This is a genomic window from Paraplanobispora siamensis, assembly GCF_016863175.1.
Lineage (GTDB): Bacteria > Actinomycetota > Actinomycetes > Streptosporangiales > Streptosporangiaceae > Planobispora > Planobispora siamensis.
Genome location: NZ_BOOJ01000079.1, coordinates 1 through 16,896, shown reverse-complemented (window position 1 = coordinate 16,896; position 16,896 = coordinate 1). Strand labels below are relative to the sequence as shown.

Annotated in this window: 17 protein-coding genes; 6 read left to right on the top strand and 11 right to left on the bottom strand. The window is 71.2% G+C overall.

Annotated features, from left to right (window positions below; translation table 11 throughout):
• The first annotated feature begins 52 nt into the window (after positions 1-52).
• Complete coding sequence (locus Psi01_RS39065) at positions 53-1,006, top strand: amidohydrolase family protein (RefSeq protein WP_204069231.1); 954 nt, start codon at positions 53-55, stop codon at positions 1,004-1,006.
• A 74-nt stretch (positions 1,007-1,080) separates the two neighbouring features.
• Here the strand turns inward: Psi01_RS39065 and Psi01_RS39060 are convergent, their stop codons facing one another.
• Positions 1,081-2,076, bottom strand: coding sequence for a hypothetical protein (locus Psi01_RS39060; protein ID WP_204069230.1), 996 nt, complete (start codon positions 2,074-2,076; stop codon positions 1,081-1,083).
• A gap of 161 nt (positions 2,077-2,237) precedes the next feature.
• Between Psi01_RS39060 and Psi01_RS39055 the strand changes: the two genes are divergently transcribed.
• Entirely contained in the window at positions 2,238-2,927 is a 690-nt protein-coding gene (locus Psi01_RS39055) for a FadR/GntR family transcriptional regulator (RefSeq protein ID WP_204069229.1), read from the top strand.
• Here the strand turns inward: Psi01_RS39055 and Psi01_RS39050 are convergent.
• Positions 2,879-3,070, bottom strand: a complete 192-nt coding sequence (locus Psi01_RS39050; RefSeq protein ID WP_204069228.1) for a hypothetical protein — start codon at positions 3,068-3,070, stop codon at positions 2,879-2,881. The genes Psi01_RS39055 and Psi01_RS39050 overlap by 49 nt on opposite strands.
• Before the next feature lie 263 nt (positions 3,071-3,333).
• On the opposite strand from Psi01_RS39050, the gene Psi01_RS39045 reads away from it, so the two are divergent.
• Positions 3,334-4,746, top strand: a complete 1,413-nt coding sequence (locus Psi01_RS39045) for a pyridoxal phosphate-dependent decarboxylase family protein (RefSeq protein ID WP_204069227.1) — start codon at positions 3,334-3,336, stop codon at positions 4,744-4,746.
• Between the two features lie 120 nt (positions 4,747-4,866).
• Here Psi01_RS39045 and Psi01_RS39040 read toward each other — a convergent pair whose 3' ends face one another.
• The 8 genes from Psi01_RS39040 to Psi01_RS39005 form a co-directional block, all read right to left on the bottom strand.
• A complete protein-coding gene (locus tag Psi01_RS39040) occupies positions 4,867-6,171 on the bottom strand; it encodes a phenylacetate--CoA ligase family protein (RefSeq protein WP_204069226.1) in 1,305 nt (434 codons plus the stop codon).
• Positions 6,172-6,187: 16 nt separating this feature from the next.
• Positions 6,188-7,228, bottom strand: a complete 1,041-nt coding sequence (locus tag Psi01_RS39035) for an FkbO/Hyg5 family chorismatase (RefSeq protein WP_204069225.1) — start codon at positions 7,226-7,228, stop codon at positions 6,188-6,190.
• Positions 7,229-7,344: 116 nt separating this feature from the next.
• A complete protein-coding gene (locus Psi01_RS39030) occupies positions 7,345-8,049 on the bottom strand; it encodes a nitroreductase family protein (RefSeq protein ID WP_239128371.1) in 705 nt (234 codons plus the stop codon).
• A 23-nt stretch (positions 8,050-8,072) separates the two neighbouring features.
• On the bottom strand, positions 8,073-9,272 hold the full coding sequence (locus Psi01_RS39025; RefSeq protein ID WP_204069224.1) for a cytochrome P450: 1,200 nt from the start codon (positions 9,270-9,272) through the stop codon (positions 8,073-8,075).
• Positions 9,269-10,021 (bottom strand): UbiA prenyltransferase family protein, encoded by a 753-nt coding sequence (locus tag Psi01_RS39020; RefSeq protein ID WP_204069223.1) that lies wholly within the window; start codon positions 10,019-10,021, stop codon positions 9,269-9,271. The genes Psi01_RS39025 and Psi01_RS39020 overlap by 4 nt, the downstream gene beginning before the upstream one ends.
• A gap of 155 nt (positions 10,022-10,176) precedes the next feature.
• Positions 10,177-12,882 (bottom strand): PEP/pyruvate-binding domain-containing protein, encoded by a 2,706-nt coding sequence (locus Psi01_RS39015; protein WP_204069222.1) that lies wholly within the window; start codon positions 12,880-12,882, stop codon positions 10,177-10,179.
• Positions 12,882-13,535: a methyltransferase family protein gene (locus tag Psi01_RS39010; RefSeq protein ID WP_204069221.1), complete on the bottom strand. Its 654-nt coding sequence runs from the start codon at positions 13,533-13,535 to the stop codon at positions 12,882-12,884. The genes Psi01_RS39015 and Psi01_RS39010 overlap by 1 nt, the downstream gene beginning before the upstream one ends.
• Positions 13,532-14,470, bottom strand: coding sequence for an AfsA-related hotdog domain-containing protein (locus Psi01_RS39005; RefSeq protein ID WP_204069220.1), 939 nt, complete (start codon positions 14,468-14,470; stop codon positions 13,532-13,534). The genes Psi01_RS39010 and Psi01_RS39005 overlap by 4 nt, the downstream gene beginning before the upstream one ends.
• Positions 14,471-14,899: 429 nt before the next feature.
• On the opposite strand from Psi01_RS39005, the gene Psi01_RS39000 reads away from it, so the two are divergent.
• A complete protein-coding gene (locus Psi01_RS39000; RefSeq protein ID WP_204069219.1) occupies positions 14,900-15,964 on the top strand; it encodes a ketoacyl-ACP synthase III family protein in 1,065 nt (354 codons plus the stop codon).
• A gap of 58 nt (positions 15,965-16,022) precedes the next feature.
• Here Psi01_RS39000 and Psi01_RS38995 read toward each other — a convergent pair whose 3' ends face one another.
• A complete protein-coding gene (locus Psi01_RS38995) occupies positions 16,023-16,277 on the bottom strand; it encodes a hypothetical protein (RefSeq protein ID WP_204069218.1) in 255 nt (84 codons plus the stop codon).
• A 92-nt stretch (positions 16,278-16,369) separates the two neighbouring features.
• Between Psi01_RS38995 and Psi01_RS38990 the strand changes: the two genes are divergently transcribed.
• Both Psi01_RS38990 and Psi01_RS38985 read left to right on the top strand, forming a co-directional pair.
• Positions 16,370-16,600: a DUF2277 domain-containing protein gene (locus Psi01_RS38990; RefSeq protein ID WP_204069217.1), complete on the top strand. Its 231-nt coding sequence runs from the start codon at positions 16,370-16,372 to the stop codon at positions 16,598-16,600.
• A gap of 102 nt (positions 16,601-16,702) precedes the next feature.
• Positions 16,703-16,896: LLM class flavin-dependent oxidoreductase (locus tag Psi01_RS38985; protein ID WP_204069216.1), on the top strand; the 194-nt coding region annotated here is incomplete at its 3' end.

Below are 16,896 nucleotides of genomic sequence, written 5' to 3'. Positions count from 1 at the left end.
CGGAGGGACCGCTCAGGCGGGACGTACCAGGACGGCACGGAGGTGACCGGCGATGGCGGACGGATCCCCGGCCGGACGACGCATCGGCACGGCTGACGGATCCCCGCCCGGTACGGCGGGCGGCCCGGAGAGCGAGCAGGTGACCGGCTTCTGGCGGGGTCTCGGGCTGCCGGGGCTGGTCGACGTGCACACCCACTTCATGCCCGAGCGGGTGATGGTCAAGGTCTGGGCCTACTTCGACTCCGTCGGGCCGCTGACCGGCAGGTCGTGGCCCATCACCTACCGCACCGAGGAGCGGCAGCGGGTGGAGACGCTGCGCGGTTTCGGCGTGCGCCGGTTCACCTCCATGCTCTATCCGCACAAGCCCGCGATGGCCGCCTGGCTGAACTCCTGGTCGGCCGACTTCGCCTCCCGGACGCCGGACTGCCTGCACACCGCGACGTTCTTCCCCGAGCCCGACGCGGTGGACTACGTCACCCGCGCCGTCGAGGGCGGGGCCCGCGTGTTCAAGGCCCACCTGCAGGTCGGCGGCTACCACCCGGGCGACGAGCTGCTCGACGGGGTGTGGGGGCTGCTGGCCGAGGCGGGCGTCCCCGTGGTGGCCCACTGCGGCTCCGCGCCGGTCCCCGGCAGGCACACCGGGCCCGGTCCCATCGCCGGGGTGCTGGCCAGGCACCCGTGTCTTCGCCTGATCGTGGCGCACATGGGGATGCCGGAGTACGGCGACTTCATGGACCTCGCCGACCGCCATCCCGGCGTACTCCTGGACACCACGATGGCCTTCACCGCCTTCAGCGAGGCCCTGTCGCCCTTCCCCCGCGAGCACCTGCCCCGCCTGGCGGACCTGGGAGACCGGATCCTGTTCGGCACCGACTTCCCGAACATCCCCCACCCCTACCTGGAGGCCCTGCGCGGGCTGGAGAGCCTCGGCCTGGGCGACGACTGGCTGCGCGCGGTCTGCCACGACAACGCGGCCCGCCTGTTCGGCCTGCCTCCGGGGGACTGAGACCGCGGGACTGAGACCGCGGGGGTGAGACCGCGCTCCGCCTCTCCGGGGCCGGCCACGGGGAGTCGCCGGGGTCAGCGGCGGGCGGCGCCGGAATCGGGGGCGACCATCAGCGAGCCGGTGTCCACCGCCTCGAAGTCCGAGCCGCGCAGGGTGCCCAGCCTGCGGAGCTGGTCGTTGTCCCAGCGGCTGTCGGGCGTCCCGCTGATGTACCAGGCGGAGCCGTTGTCGGCCACGATGAGGCCGTGCTTCTTCATCGCCTCGGCGATCACCCGGGCCTGGGGCGGCAATGCGCCGGTGTTCACCCCGGCCTTCAGGCGCAGGCGCAGGCCCATGGGGGGCAGCGCGGCGTCGCCGGAGTTCGAGGCGAAGTGGCGGGCGGGCCAGAGGTACTTGCGCTGGCTGCGCGGCACGGTGACGCGGATGGCGTGGTCGATCCGCCCGGCCGCCACCTCCTCGTAGCGCACCAGGCCGGGGGCGACCGGCAGTCCCGCCGCGTCGGCGGAGGTCCATCCCGCCGGGCGCAGCTTGTTGGACCTCAGATCGAACACCGCTCCGGACCCGGCCTTCCAGCCCTTGCCGGAGGGATAGGCGGAGTACAGCTCATACAGCTTGCACGCGCCGGTATCGACGACCAGCACGTGACGGTCGCCGTCACTGGAAGGGCCGCCCTCGATGGCGGCGCCGCGCGGCACGGGGTAGGGCCCGGGGTCGCTCTCGGAGCGGTACTCGAACGAGACGGGCACCTTGGCCTGGCCCGTCCTGACGTAGGTGACGGGGATGCCGATGGGCGCCCCCTCCCACAGGCCGGAGCCGAAGTCGGCCTTGACCTTCTTGGACGCGCCGATGCTCGAGACGTAGGCCCGGCTGGAGGGATGCGCGGGCAGCCGGGAGACGTCGGAGTGCCAGACGTTGTCGGCGGGCAGGTTGGGGCATCCGCCCAGCGAGCCGGGGGCGGGAGCCGTACGGTGCGTCCCCGCGGCGGGCGACGCCGCCAGCACGGGCGCGGCGGCCAGGGGCAGGACGGCGAGCAGGACCGGTACGCGACGACCTGATGATCTGCTTCTCATGGCGGCCGAGCCTGCCCAGATCTACAGAAAACGTCAACCTGCAACATCTCATTTATTGCGTTCCAATTCACCATAAAGACGGTATTGACCCAGCTCATTGGATAATGAAAAGATCTTGATGGCTCAGTGGATGAGCCACTGATCCAGCCCTGGAGGCTCTCGTGGTGATCGTCCGGGACACTCTCGTAGACGCGCTCGTCGCGCGCCTGCGCGACGGCGTGCTGAGCGGGCGCTATCCGCCCGGCGCCTACCTGCCCTCGGAGCGGGAGCTCGCTGCGGAGTACGGCGTGACGCGCACCAGCCTCAAGCACGCCCTCTCCCGCCTCGCCCAGCTCGGGCTGGTCGAGACCAAGCACGGCGTAGGCACCAGAGTCCTCGACTATCTGAGCTCCGGAGGCCCGGAGCTGCTGCCCATGCTCGTCGTCGCGGACGGTCCGGGATGGCTGGAGGAGACCTTCCAGGCGCGGCGCGAGATCGGCGCCCTGGTCTACGCCCGCGCCGCCGAACGGCGGGGTGCCGGGCACTGCGCCGACCTGCGGGCGCTGCACGAGGCGGTGGCCGCCGCGCAGACGGCCGACGACGCGCAGCTCGCGGAGTGCGAGATCCACCGGGTCCTGGCCGCCGCCTCGGGCAACCGCGTCTACGGCTTCCTGGTCAACTCACTCCTCAACGCCTATCTGCCGGTGCGGCAGCTCCTGATCGCCCCGTTCCGCGACCCCGGGCGGGCTGCGGGCAGGCTCACCCCGCTGGTCGAGGCGGTCTGCGCCGGAGAGGCCGGGGAGGCCCACACGGCGGCGGTCCGCTATCTGGCGGAGACCGAGCGCCTCATGCTGAGCGGAGAGGACCGCTGATGCGCCTTCGCGTCCGCGGCGGCCTTGATCGCCTTGCCCCGCCCTCCCCAGGCGTCCACCGTCCGCTGGTAGCGCCGTCCGATGAAGAACACCACCGTCGCGACCACGATGAGGATCAGGACCCGGCCGTCCGAGGAGTCCATCGACACCTCCCGCCGTGGGCAGAAATCTGTTCCCAGGATTATGACGGCCCGGACGCCCCCCGGCCAGAGCACGAATGTCGTACGGTCCTGGCATGTGCCGAAGCATCAAGACCCTTCGCGAGCCCTTGGCTCGCATCTCTCGTCTCCATGGACCGTCTCACACGGGGGCGCTTTCAGGGAGGCGCCCCTGCCGCCGGCGGAGCCGGAGGACGGTGAGCAATCGGGCGTAAGAAAACGGCCGGGTGCCGACTTAGGCTCGGCGCATGCCGGATGACTACCCCCTCGAGCCCGACGGTCGGCAGATGCGCGCCATGGGCGCCGCCGCGGTCGAGCTCGCCGCCGAGTTCATCAGCGACATCCCCGAGGCGGGGAACGACCTGGAGGGGGCGCTCGAAGCCGCGGCCGGCCTCCGGGAACCCGCTCCCGAAGACGGCACGACGATGGAGGCCGTGCTCGACGTCGTACGGCTCGGCGCTCAGAAGTCGTACAACAACAGCGGGCCGGGCATGTTCGGCTACGTCCCGGGCAGCGGGCTGTACGCCTCGGCCGTCGCCGCGTTTCTGGCGGCGGCGACGAACAAGTACGTGGCGCTGTGGTCCGCGGTGCCGATGTACGCCCAGATCGAGACGACCGCGGTCCGCTGGCTGGCCGACATGGTCGGGTATCCGGAGTCGGCCCGCGGGGTGCTGACCTCGGGCGGCACGACATCGGTGTTCTCCGGCCTGGTCACCGCGCGTGCCAGCAAACTGGGCGAGGACCTCACCGGCGCGGTGCTGTACGTGACCGAGGAGACGCACCACGCCGCGCTCAAGTCCGCCATGCTGGCGGGTCTGCCGCGGCGCGCCGTCCGGACGGTGCCGACCACCGACGCTCTGACCATGGACACCGCCGCCCTCGACCGCATGGTCGCCGAGGACAGGGCGGCCGGGCTCCGGCCGTTCTGCGTGGTGGCCAGCGCGGGCACCATCAACACCGGCGAGGTCGACCCGCTTCCCGACATCGCCGAGATCTGCCGCCGGCACGAGCTGTGGCTGCACGTGGACGGCGCGTACGGCGGCGCCTTCCTGCTCACCGAGCGCGGCCGTACGGCCATGCGCGGCATCGAGCTGGCCGACTCCGTCACCCTCGACCCGCACAAGGGCTTCTTCCTGCCCTACGGCACCGGTGCTCTGCTGGTCCGCGACGGCAGGCGCCTTCGCGAGGCCCACCACTTCGACGCCGCGTACCTGCAGGACGTCGCGGAGGAGTCGGAGATCCCGAACCTCTCGGAGTACTCGGCCGAGCTGAGCCGCGACTTCCGCGGTCTGCGGTTGTGGCTGCCCATCAAGCTGCACGGCCTGGCGGCCTTCCGCACCGCTCTGGACGAGAAGCTCGATCTGGCCCGGTACGCCTACGACGAGCTCAAGGCCGTTCCCGGGATCGAGGTGCCCTGGTCGCCGAAGCTCAGCATCGTGGCCTTCCGCTACGTCCCACCGAGCGGCGACGCCGACGCGGCCAACCAGGCCCTGCTGGAGAAGATCAACGAGTCCGGGCGGATCCACCTGTCCAGCACCATGATCCGGGGCTCCTTCTTCCTCCGGATCTGCGTGCTGTCCTTCCGCACCCACGCGGACAGGATGGCCGAGGCCGTCGAGATCATCCAGAAGGCCGTGGCGGAGCTGCAGTCGGACCTGTGATCGATACGTGATTCACAACTGATTCCGGCACCCGAATAGACACACGAAGACATCCCAGACGCGAACATCCGATCGGCCGCCGGGCGAGGCAACGCCCGGCGGCCGATCGGATTAAGCCGTCTAGCAGTGGATGATCGCGCCGTTCCAGTCCTCGTCCGGCCCGAAGAACCGGCGGGGCTTCAGCACGCTGCGCTGACCCGTCAGGACATCGCTCGGCACGAAGGTGCCGGTCTCGACGGGCTCGACCTCGCACGGGACGTCGAACTCCCGCGCCAGCAGGTCGCGCAGTCCCTCGCGGGCGGCCGCGGCGTGCTCGGGCTCGACCTCGATCTGCACGACCAGGCGGTCGGGGTGCGCCTGGCCACGCCAGAAGATCACTCCGTACTCCGCGGGCAGCCGGAAGACCGCCTCCTCGACCTGCGCCGCGGAGAGCTGCCTGCCGGCGACGTCGTAGTCGTGGGAGATGCGGCCGAACACCTTGATCGTGGGAAGCTTCCAGCCGCACTCGCAGGGCTCGTAGCGCAACTCGACGTGGTCTTCGAGGTCATATCTGATCAGCGGCATGGCCTCCTGGTAGAGGGTGGTCACGACCAGTTGCCCGGTGCCCTCCCGCGCGAAGGTGCCCGACGCCGGGTCGTAGATCTCGGGCAGCAGCCTGTCGGCCCAGAAGTGCATGACCCCCGCCGGGCAGGTGCCGGAGACCGAGCCGATCTCGGTCGAGCCGTAGACGTCGAGGACGGGGACACCGCCCCAGATCTCGGAGATCCTGGCGCGACGGGCCGGGCCGAGCGGCTCACCGGCGGTGTAGAACGCGCGCAGCGCCGGGAAGTCCCTGTCCGGCCGGTGACCGGCGACTCGCGCCGCCGCGGACCAGACCAGGCATTCGAAGGGCGTGGACCAGGTGAGGCTCACCCCGACGTCGCGCAGGATACGGACCAGCGCCGGGTACGGGGAGGCCAGGGTGCGCGCGTCGGCGGCGATCACCGTCGCGCCGGCGGTGAGGCCCGCCTGGTGGGCCAGGTGCGCGGCCATGACCAGCGCGTAGGAGATGCGCACCAGCAGGGTGTCGTCGCTGGTCATCGGGATCGGATTGCGCAGGAAGCGGTCGACCATCTCGGCCCAGTCCGCCGCGGTGTAGAACGTGGGCGTGGGCACCGGCGCCCCGCCGGTGCCGCTGGTCTCGTGATAGGTGACCAGCTCCGACTTGGGTACGGCGAGCATGCCGAACGGATAGGTCGAGCGCAGATCGGGCTTGCTGGTGATCGGAACGTCGTCCAGCTTCCAGATGCCGTCGGCGCCTGCCCGCTGCCGGTAGAACGGCGATCTGGCCGCCCGCTGCAGTGCCGCGCTCAGCAGCTTCTCCTGAGCCTCACGGAGTTGTTCGAAGCTGCGCCAGTGAGTGACTGGATGTAGTGCCTCTTTCATGGCTTCCCGTCCTGCTCTAGTTGACCGTCTCGACATCCGGCCGGGAGATCGAGGCGAAGCCCTCGATCTCCACGAGGAGGTCGTCTCTGCAGATATCGGCGATGACGTATCCGACCTCGCTCTTCGAGCCCAGAGACGCCGTACAGATCTGACGCACGATTTCGGCGTCCTGCGGGCGTTTCACGTACACCTTCACGCAGTCGAGATCGCGCAGAGTGAGTTCCGCGTCGATGCCGTGACTGCGCAGATTCTTTCCGGACACCAGTGCCGCGATGTTCTCGAGGGTGGTGCGGGTCTGCCGTTCGACGTCTCCCTCGTGCACCGTCAAATGACCCAGAATGCTCGCCGTTCCGGAAATGAACAGATCGCCGGAGCGGCTGCCGGTCTCGGCTGCGACATAGGTCGCCCGCGCGAAACACGGCGCTTCGGGGCCGTAACGCTCGGGATACTCATACGCCGGGACCTGCAGGGGGTTTTCGATTCTGATGATGTCGCGGGAGCGCGTGGCCAGGAAATAGATGGTGGTGTGGTCGTCGTGCCCTCCGATGCCGGTCGCCGCGGGGATGTCCTTGACAGTCAGGCCGCGCTGCCTGAAGACCTGCGCCCGCGCCTGGCAGAACTCGCCGTACCTGTCGGCCGGGCTCTCCGTCGCGACCTGTCCGGTGATCCCGCCGACGATGTTCCACACTCGTGCGACCTCCGGGTAGCCCAGGCGATCGAGGAGCTTGAAAGCGCGCACATATGCGTTCCGTGTGGCGGCGGCGTAGTCGGCGGTGTGGCGGATCCGGCCGCTGCAGAACAAATAGCGCCCGTCATATGCGTAGGCCAGCCCGTCGTGGAAACCGGATTCGACCCTCCGGCTGGTACGCCATACCTCCACCGGTCTCGTCGCCGTCGTGCTGGGAACCGCGATGGAAAGCTCGGGAAATCCGTTGCGCGAGGACGGCGGTCCGCTTCTGTACGCATGCGTGACGACGCCGAGCACACCGTTCGAAATGGAAGGTGGTTCATCCTGGAAACTACATATGAGATCAGGGAGGACATCGGTGACGGGCACTTCGACTCCTTCCGGGCGCACGATTCCGGGCGCCGATGAAGAGTTACGGCCAAAATTCTTCACGCCTCGGGCGGTGCGAGGCATCTCTGGAACTGCTGTCCGGCGTGCCGCGGCTGTCACCAGCGGTCGTGGTGCAGCACCCCCTGCAACGGGGGCCGGGCCGCCGGGCGGAAGGTGTCGCCGAGGTAGTAGGCCGTCGGTATGAGCGCCCCCTGGTGGACCCCGGGCGGGATCCCCAGCAGCCCGGCGATCTCCCGTTCGTACGCCAGGTGGGCGGTGGTCCACGCGGTGCCGAGGCCGCGCGCCCGGGCGGCGAGCATGTAGCTCCACACCGACGGCATCAGGGTCCCCCACAGCCCGGCCTGGCTGCCGCCGGGCAACGGGCCGCCGGAATCCAGGCAGGCCATGACCAGGACGGGGACCTCGCCGAGGTGCCGGGCGAGATGACCGGCACTGTCGAGCGAGCGCCGCCGGCTCGCCGCCCAGGGGTTCTCTCCACCGGCCCGCCCCGGTCCGGGGCCGGCCGCCTCCCCGGCCGGCCCCGGGGAGGCCGGGGAGGACACGTAGCGGTCGAACGCCTTCCGGTACAGCTCGCCGATCGCCGCCCTGATCGCGGGATCGGTGACGACGATCCAGTGCCCGGCGTTGCGGCCCGAGCCGCAGGGCGCCTGGCGGGCGATCCGCAGGCATTCCTCGACCAGCGCCACGGGTACGGGCCGGCCCAGGTCGAGCCGTCTGCGCACCGAGCGGGTGGTCGTCAGCAGCCGGTCGGGCGTCAGCCCGTCCTCCGCCGGGCCGTGCGGGGCGTTCACGCCGGTCATGCGTAACCTCCGTCCTCCCCCGGTCACCAGGTGACCGGGAGTTCCCACAGTCCGCGGACGAACATGTCCGTCCGCCAGCGAAGCTCCTGCTCGGGGACGGCCAGGCGCAGCGTCGGGAAGGCGCCGAACACGGCCGTCAGGCCGAGGCGCATCTCCAGCCGGGCCAGCTCCGCCCCGAGGCAGTAGTGCGCCCCGAATCCGAAGGTCAGGTGCGAGCTCTCCGCCCGGTCGCCCCGCAGGCACCCGGGCTCCTCGAAGACGCCGGGGTCGTGGTTGGCGGCGTCCGGGATCGGGACCACGACCTCGCCGGCCGGTACCACGACCCCGCCGGCGAGAGTGACGTCGGCGGTCGCCACGTGCGGCACGCCACCGCTGCCGTTCGCGCACAGGTACCGCAGTATCTCCTCGACCACCGGCCCGCTCTCGTCCGGACGGTCGCGCACGCGCCGCACCAGTTCGGGATGGCGCAGCATCTCGTACACCGCCGCCGCCAGTTCGTTGCTGGTGGTCTCGTATCCGGCGATGAGGATCCCGGCGGACATCGTGATCACTTCGGCCAGGCTGAGCCGGCGCTCCTCCTTGCGAGGGGTGAGCATCTCGGCGATGAGGCCGGGCACCGTACGGCCCGCGTCGAGCGCCGCCCGCACGTCCTCCACGAGCGCGGTGAAATAGCCGTTCATCTCCTGATGGCACCGGGCCACGGTGTCGGCGGGGAAACGGCCCACCGACATCATGGGATCCACCCACGGCTTGAACCGCCCGATGTCCTCCTCCGGCACGCCGAGGATCCGGCACATGACCCGCAGCGCGAACGGCACGGTGAACCGGTCGACCAGATCGACCGGGCGGGGACCGGCCGCGACCTCGGCGATCTGCTCCTCGACCACCCGTTCGACCATCGGCCGCATCCGCCGTACCTGCCGTGTGGTGAAGGCGTGCGCGACGGCTCCCCGCCGGCGGCCGTGCTCGGGCGCGTCGGCCGTGTTCAACGCGAGCGACTCGGTCGTGCGCGCGAACAGCGGGGTGCTGGTGAACGCCGAACGGCTGAACCTGCTGTCCGACAGCACGAGCCTGACGTCGTGGTATCGCGTGACGACCAGCGCCTCGCGACCGTTGCTGAGCCGTACCCGGGGCAGACCGGGTTCCTGCCGGATCCGGGCGTACTCGGCCGGCGGCTCGCCCCTGATCCCGGCGGGGAAGGGGAAGGCCTGGAGGTCGGTCATGGTGCCGTCGCCCTCTCCACGAGGTTGATGATCTGATAGCCGACGAAGCTGACGAGCATGAACAGCGCCGCCTGCCCGTACGGCCAGCGGGCGAGGCCCTCACGCCAGAACCGCAGCGCGCCGAGCGCCGCGAAGGTCAGCGGTGCCGCCGCCGACCACACCGCCCATGCGCCCGTGCGCTCACCGCCTCCGGCGGTGACCGAGGCGACCAGGACCGCGACCGAGGCCAGCGCGCAGGCCACGGCCAGTGCGGCGGTTCCCGTCGGGCCGAACAGGGTGACGTAGGTGCGCTCGCCCGGACGGGGCCGCCGGGTCGTCTTGCGGGCGAACTCCACGTGCAGGAACGCCAGTGCGGCCACGGCGATCCCGATCGCGCCCGGCCAGACCGGGGCGAGCCCGGCCGAGTACAGCAGCCCGGCGTACAGGAAAGCGTTGATCATGAGCTGGACGGGGAGGTTCACCAGGAAGCCCGCCACGAGCGCGTCGCCGCGCGGCCATCCGAGCCGGCGGTCGGCCCACAGCACCAAGTACGCATACGCAAGCTGACCTGCCAGCACGCACATGACCGGCCAGCGCCACGCGTTGATCGCGAGCACGAACACGGTCCCGGCGGCGACCATGACGGTCAGGTCGCGGACGCTGACGACGCCTCTGGCCAGCGGCCGGTCGGGGTTGTGCTCCCGGTCGTAGTCCAGGTCGCGGATGTCGTCCAGGGCACGCATCATCAGCAGGACGACGACAAGGGTCACGGCGCTCACCGCGGTCCCCGCGTCCGGCAGCCATCCGGAGATCCGGGGGTCGGTCAGCGCGCAGGCCGCCGGCGCACCGACCGCCCACGCCAGCGCGTACGGAACATACGCTTTGGGCGGGTAACTGCCGGCGACGTAGCGGAGCAGGCGGGTCGTCAGGAGGGCTCCGCGGCGGTCGTCAGGACGCGCACCCTCCCCTCGGCCCCGTCGACCTCGACGAGGGCCCCGTCCTTGATCAGCGTGGTCGCCCCGGGGACGGAGACGACGGTCGGGATGCCGAGCAGCCGTCCGGTGATCGCGGTGTGGGACAGCAACGTGCCCCGCTCCACCACCATTCCACGCGCCGCCATCATGAGGAACAGCCATCCGGGGTCGGTCTCCTTCGCCACGATAATCCGGTCACGGCATGATTCGGGTGATATGGAGGGGTCGAGGACGACGCGGGCCTCACCGCGCACCACGCCGTTGCTGGACGGCAGCCCCTGAAGGTCGCCGGCCATCGTGGCCGGCTCCGGCGCGGGCGGGCCGGGACGCGCACCGGCCGGGCCGTCGGCGTACGGCGGGCCGCCCGGCATGGGCCGGTTGAGCGGCGTGGTCAGCTCGACGCCGGGATCCGGACGCTCCGCCGCCGCGCTCCGCTCCTCCCGGCGAGCGCGGACGAGGAACCGAAGGTCGGCGTCGACCAGCGTGCCGTCGTAGGCGCCGAGCACCTCCTCGACGGTGAGGTCCACGACATCCCGGCCGCGGTCGAGCCTGCCCGCCTCGGCGAGCAGGTCGCCGAGCCGCCACATCACCTGGCGGGTCAGCCCGAACAGCTGGCTGCGGCAGTACCGGGTGTCCTCGCGGGTCTTGACCGCCCGGCGCAGCCCGGCGACGAGGGCACGGACCACCAGGAGGCGAACGGTGCCCGGGCAGCGCTCGCGCAGTTCCCGCTCCGCCTCGGCACGGGCGGCGAGCTCCTTGGCGCGGCTGCCGGCCACGGTCAGGCCGCCGTGGACCATGGGTTTGATCATTTCGATGATCATGCTTGGCCGCTGGCGGGGTGAGGGTTCCTCCAGCTTCAGGTCGTGCAGGGCCCGGTCGCCGTACCGGTGCAGGTGGGTGGCGGCAGCCCGGGCGATCTCCGCTCCGTAGCGGCCGGAGACGACGTCGGCCCAGATCCTCTCGGCGGAGTCGCCCTCCCCGTCACAGCTCCGGATCCGTCCGGCCAGCTCAGGGCGCCCGCAGACCAGCTCGGCGAACGCGATGGCGGACCGCACCCCGAGCAGCGAGCGGTTCTCCCGCCCGCCCGTCAGCAGGCCGCCGAGCAGCCGCTGCTCGTCGTCGGTGACCCAGCGGCGCAGCGCCGCCGAGGTCAGCGTGGTCCACACCAGCAGGAAGAAGCTGTTGACGAGGGTGACGCCCCATCGCCGGCCCACCTCGGCCCACAGCCGCCGGTAGAAGGCGATGAGGCGCTCGGGTGTCCACTCGTCCATCCCCGCGCTCTGATCGACCAGCCGGTCCCACCAGCGCAGGAAGTCCCGGGCCTCCCCGGGCTGCCGGAGCGCGCGCGCCACCAGACCCGGCACGGAGAAGAGCGCGCGGATCTTGTCCGGTGCGGAGGGACGATGGTCGCCGCCGATTCCCATCGAGCGCTCCCACCACCGGCGTACCAGCGGGAAGCCGGGGATCTGCCCGTGCAGGGCGAGCCAGGCGTCCAGCCGGTAGTAGACGCGGCCGTCGACCAGCCCCACCATGCGGTTGAGGTGGTGCTCCAGCGCCCGGAGCCGGCGGTCGGGCACTCCCATCCGCCGGTAGAGGTCGCGGAAGATCAGCCGATAGAAGACGCGCGCCTGCGAGTACGTCAGCGCGCCCGAAAGACCCGGGAAGCTCTCGGTGATGTTGTGGTTGCTCCAGCGCACCGCCGGTTCCTCCGGGCGGCCGGCGAACACCACGGGGCGGGCCTGCACCAAGTGGACGGCGCCGTCGGGCGTGATCGTGCCCTCGATGTCCTGCGGCAGCCCGAAGAAGGCCTCGACCTTCGCGGCGAGATCGCTCACCCGGCGCACCTCGCCGTCGGTGAGCACGGGCTGCTCGGCCTGCCCGGCGGGCACCGGACGCGGCACCGGCCCCTCGTCCCCGTCGCCCCCGGTCATCATCACCCGTTTGACGACCACCTCGGACCTGATCCGGCCGGAGGCCGTGTCCACGAAGAAGTGGTCGACGTCGGCACGTTCCTGGACGACGCCCTCACCGATGCCGTGTGCCGCGGCGATCACACAGGCGGCCTCGCCGGTGCGGGGATCGCGGCTGAACGCCACGAATGACCGCACCCCGGGGACCATCGCCTGGACTCCGACCGCCACCCGGACCGAGTCGACCGGCAGTCCTCTGCGTACCCGGTACAGGATCGACTGCGGGGTGAATCCCGAGGCCCAGCACTGGACGACCCGCCCGGGCACGTCCTCGGGACGCACGTACAGGTAGGACTCGGTCATCCCGGCGAACGCGTCGGAGACGCCGTCCTCGCCGACTCCGTCCGCGTCGGCCACCACGCAGGCCCGTACCGCGAGCAGGCCGTGGTCACCGGCGAGGGCGGTGGCCGCCTCGCGCAGTTCGGCCGCGAGCGGGCCCGGCGGCACGGCGGACGACAGCCGGGCCGCCGCGTCCGCCGCCCAGGCCGCCAGCTCGGCCTCGCGTCCGGGGTCCGGGGCTGGGGGCAGCAGGTCGCGGGCCACGGCGTCGAACGCGGCAACCGGCACGCAGAAGAACTCGGGCACCCGGAAACCGGCCCGGCGCAGCAGCTCCTGGCGGGCGAACTTGTGCCCGGTCACGGTCGCGTCGGTGAGCCGGGCGTCACCGGATCGGACGAGCGCGGTCATCACCACACCCCCATCAGCAGGCGCGCGCGCCCGGCGGCGAACTTCGGGTATCCGGGAACCGACCACAGCACCCGCTCCTCGGTGCGGATCCGCCAGACCAGGACTCCGGCCAGCAGCAGCAGCGCCGCGACGCCGAACGCCTGGTGGAAGTAGAGGACGAAGCCGATGTTGGCCAGGAGCATGCCGGCGTAGGCCGGGTGCCTCAGGAACCGGTACGGGCCGGTGGTGACCAGCGGGTGCTCGTCGCGGCGCAGGACGTGATGGGTGTAGAGCGCGCCCAGCGCCCGGATCGCTACCGTGCGCAGCACGATGCCGGCCAGGAACAGGGCGATCGGCGGCGCCATCAGATAGGAGACGTCGTCCCAGGGAGCCGGCGGCACCACGGCGGCGAGCACCAGCAGCATGCGCGAGGAGGCGTACGCGGCCAGGGTGCGGCTCTCGGCGACGGGCTGCGACGGTTTACGGAAGGTGACCGGGATCTCGATGCTCACCCAGGCCAGGTAGCCGGCGACGAGGAGTCCGGAGACGAGGTTCGCGCCCTCGGCGGCGTGGGTCAGGTACCCGGCGGCGCGCACCGCCATCGCGGTGACGGCGGCGACGAACAGCACCCGGGTCAGCAGGGTCACCAGGCTCCCGGATCCCCCGGTGCTCATGCCGTCCTTCCCGCGTGGCGCAGCCTGCGGTAGATCGCCGGCGAGGCGGCGTAGTAGTCGAGCGTGACGGCGCCGCACGGCTCGGCGTCCGCGTCACCGGCGAGGACCTCGATTCGCATGCGGGAACGTCCGCGTCGCGGGGCGGTCCGCGTCCACCCGAGCCGCAAGTCCCAGGGGAGCTCGCACGGCAGGTCGGCCTCGACGGCCAGCAGGATCAGCCGGGCGTCCTCCGGTACGGCATGCTCGACGTGGCAGATCATGGTGCCGAACTGCCGGGCCGCGTCGATGATCAATTCCGCGCGGGGCGGCGCGCCCGGTGCCGGGGCGAGCGGATGGCCCTCCGGCGGGCGGCGTACCTCTGCGATCCGCGTCGCACCGTGCGGCGCCATGCCGCCGATCAGGACGTTCTCCGGGCGGTGCCGGTGGACCAGTTCCGGGCGGGCCGGTTCGGAGCGGCGGGCCGATGCGGAGTGGCGGGCCCAGACAGGGGCGCCGGGCGTGTCGAGGAGCGTCGCCGGGCGGAAGGCGGCCTCCGCCCCGCAGACGATCTGGCCGCCCTGGCGGGCACGCATGACCACCCGCGTCGTGCCGGAAAGCCCGGTGGTGTCGTCGGAAGGGAGCCGGCTCGCTTCGAGGTGGACCGGCGTCTCCAGCTCGCAGAACGCCGGAAGGTCCAGCGACATGCGCATCCGGTGTCCCGGCCGCTCGGGGTGCCCGGTGCCGGTGGCGCGCAGCAGGTCCAGCAGGCCGCAGACGAGGGCCATACCGGGCAGGTGATCAAGGGGATGGTCGAAGAAGTAGGGATCGTCGGAGTCCACGGCGAGCGTGGCGGACCAGGTCCCGGTCAGCAGATCGACGTCCCGGAGCAGACCGTCGGCCGGTCGCGCCTGCGGCAGGACTCCGTAGTGAGCCTCGGATGCGGTCAGAAGTGTCACAGGTTCCAACCCCCATTTCGGAAAGGTTCATGAATCCTGTTACCGACGTGATCTCCAGACATCTTCTGCATTGCTCTCCGCCCATATTTCGGTGCTATGGATCGATCCCGAAACGGCTGTCGGAACATCCGCCCGTGGACGACGTCCCCTCTGATCAGGCTCTATGCGGAAGGCAATGCGGGCGGAAAAAAGCCGGCATTTTCAGTCCTCTGTCAACCACGGATACGGCCGTGCATCAACGGACCCGAAGGCGGTCACGGGCCCGGCGTTCACCGGGGACGCCGGCGCCGCATTCCAGAAGATGTGCGACCGGCGTCCGAGGGGCCAGGATTCGGGCCGCGGCGGGCCGCCGTCGCGGGGGATCCCACCGCGGGGACGTCCGGTTCCGACAGCCGACCACCGGACACCGCTCGTTAAGCGAGGTCGAAGATGAAGGTGGACGGCGTCCACATCGCCGGAATCGGCACCTACATCCCCGAGTCGTTCAGCGCGGCGAGGGCCGTGGAACTCGGCATGTACGACCGTGAGGAGCACATGCGCGCCGGATGGTCCGGCGCCGCGGTGGCCGGCCGGACGCCGGCACCGGACATGGCCGTGCGCGCCGGCAGGCAGGCGCTGGCCCGCTCGGGCCACGACGCGTCCGAGGTCGGCCTGCTCCTGCACGCGACCTTCTACCACCAGGGCCCCGACGGCTGGTCGCCGCACCACTACGTGCAGCGTCACACCATCGGCGGCCATGTCCCCGCCTTCGAGATCCGTCAGACCTGCAACGGGATGCTCGGCGCGATGGAGCTGGCCGCGTGCTACCTCACCGCGGGCGGCGGGGACCATACCGCCGCCCTCATCACCGGGGCGGACAACTTCGGCGCGCCGCTCGTCGATCGCTGGCGCTACGCCGAGGGGGCGGTCACCAACCGCGGCACGATCTTCGGCGACGCCGGCACGGCCGTCGTGCTGTCGCGACGCGGCGGGTTCGCCCGGCTGCGGGCGGTCGTCTCCGCCTCACTCCCGGACATGGAGGAGATGTACCGGGGGGACATGCCGCTGTTCCCGCCCGGATGCACGGTGGGCCGCCCCATGGCGATCGGGGCGCGGATCGCCGAGTTCGCCGCCCGCCGCCCCGCGGAGTTCGACCGGGCCAAGGAGCGGCTGACGCTGGCGCGCGCCGAGGTGGCGCGGCGCGCTCTGGCCGAAGCCGGGATCGGCCCGCAGGATGTGGCTCGTGCCACGCACGTCTTCTCCGGCGGAGAGGCCTATGTCAGGAGCGTTCTGGAGCCGCTGGGCATCGACCCCGCGCGGGGGGTGCTGGAGTTCGGGCGCGGCGTCGGTCACCTCGGGGTCAACGACCAGATCGCGGGACTCGCCCACCTCCTCGAGACAGGAGCCGTCGGGCCGGGGGACCACGTGCTGCTGCTCGGCAACGGGGTGGGCGTCGCCCTGTCCTGCGTGGTCGTGGAGATCGTCGAGCCCGTCGGCTGGGCCCCGGCCGGCTGAGCCGTTCCGCCGCCGGGCCCTCATGACCCGGCGCCCACGCCCCGGTGCGGCGAGGGGCTCAGCCGTACCGGATGGCGTTGGCGACGATGGCGAACAGGATCAGCGCCACCAGCCCGGCCCCGACCATGCCGCGGATCGCCGCCCACGCCGCGGCCTTGGCCGCGGGGATCTTGTCCTTCGCGTCCGCGGCGGCCTTGATCGCTTTGCCCCGCCCTCCCCAGGCGTCCACCGTCCGCTGATAGCGCCGTCCGATGAAGAACACCACCGTCGCGACCACGATGAGAATCAGAACCCGGCCGTCCGAGGAGTCCATCAACACCTCCCGCCATGGGCAGAGAACTGCTCCCAGAATTATGACGGCATGGACGGCCCCCGGCCAGAGAACGGATGTCGTACGGTCCTGGCATGTGCCGAAGCATCAAGACCCTTCGCGAGCCCTACTCCAGTGACGTGACCGAGCAGGACGTGCGGGCCGCCGCGCTGCAGTACGTCCGCAAGATCTCCGGCTTCCGCGCCCCGTCGGCGCGCAACGCCGCGGCCTTCGAGCGGGCCGTGGAGGCCGTGGCCGCCGCGACCCAGGACCTCCTCGACGAGCTGCAGATCGGCCGCACCGCCCGGGAGCGGCCCCCGGCCTGAGGCCCGGCGCCACCCGGCCACCGGGGTCCGGCCGGGAATAGGATCGGCTGCCGCGATTGCTTAGATAGTTGAATTTTAAACGGCAGTGGGACGGTGAGCACGATGCAGTTCGGGATCTTCTCCGTGGGCGACGTCACCATGGACCCCACCACGGGGAGGACGCCGACCGAGCACGAGCGGATCAAGGCGATGGTCGCCATCGCGCTCAAGGCCGAGGAGGTCGGGCTCGACGTCTTCGCGACCGGTGAGCACCACAACCCGCCCTTCGTGCCGTCGTCCCCGACCACCATGCTCGG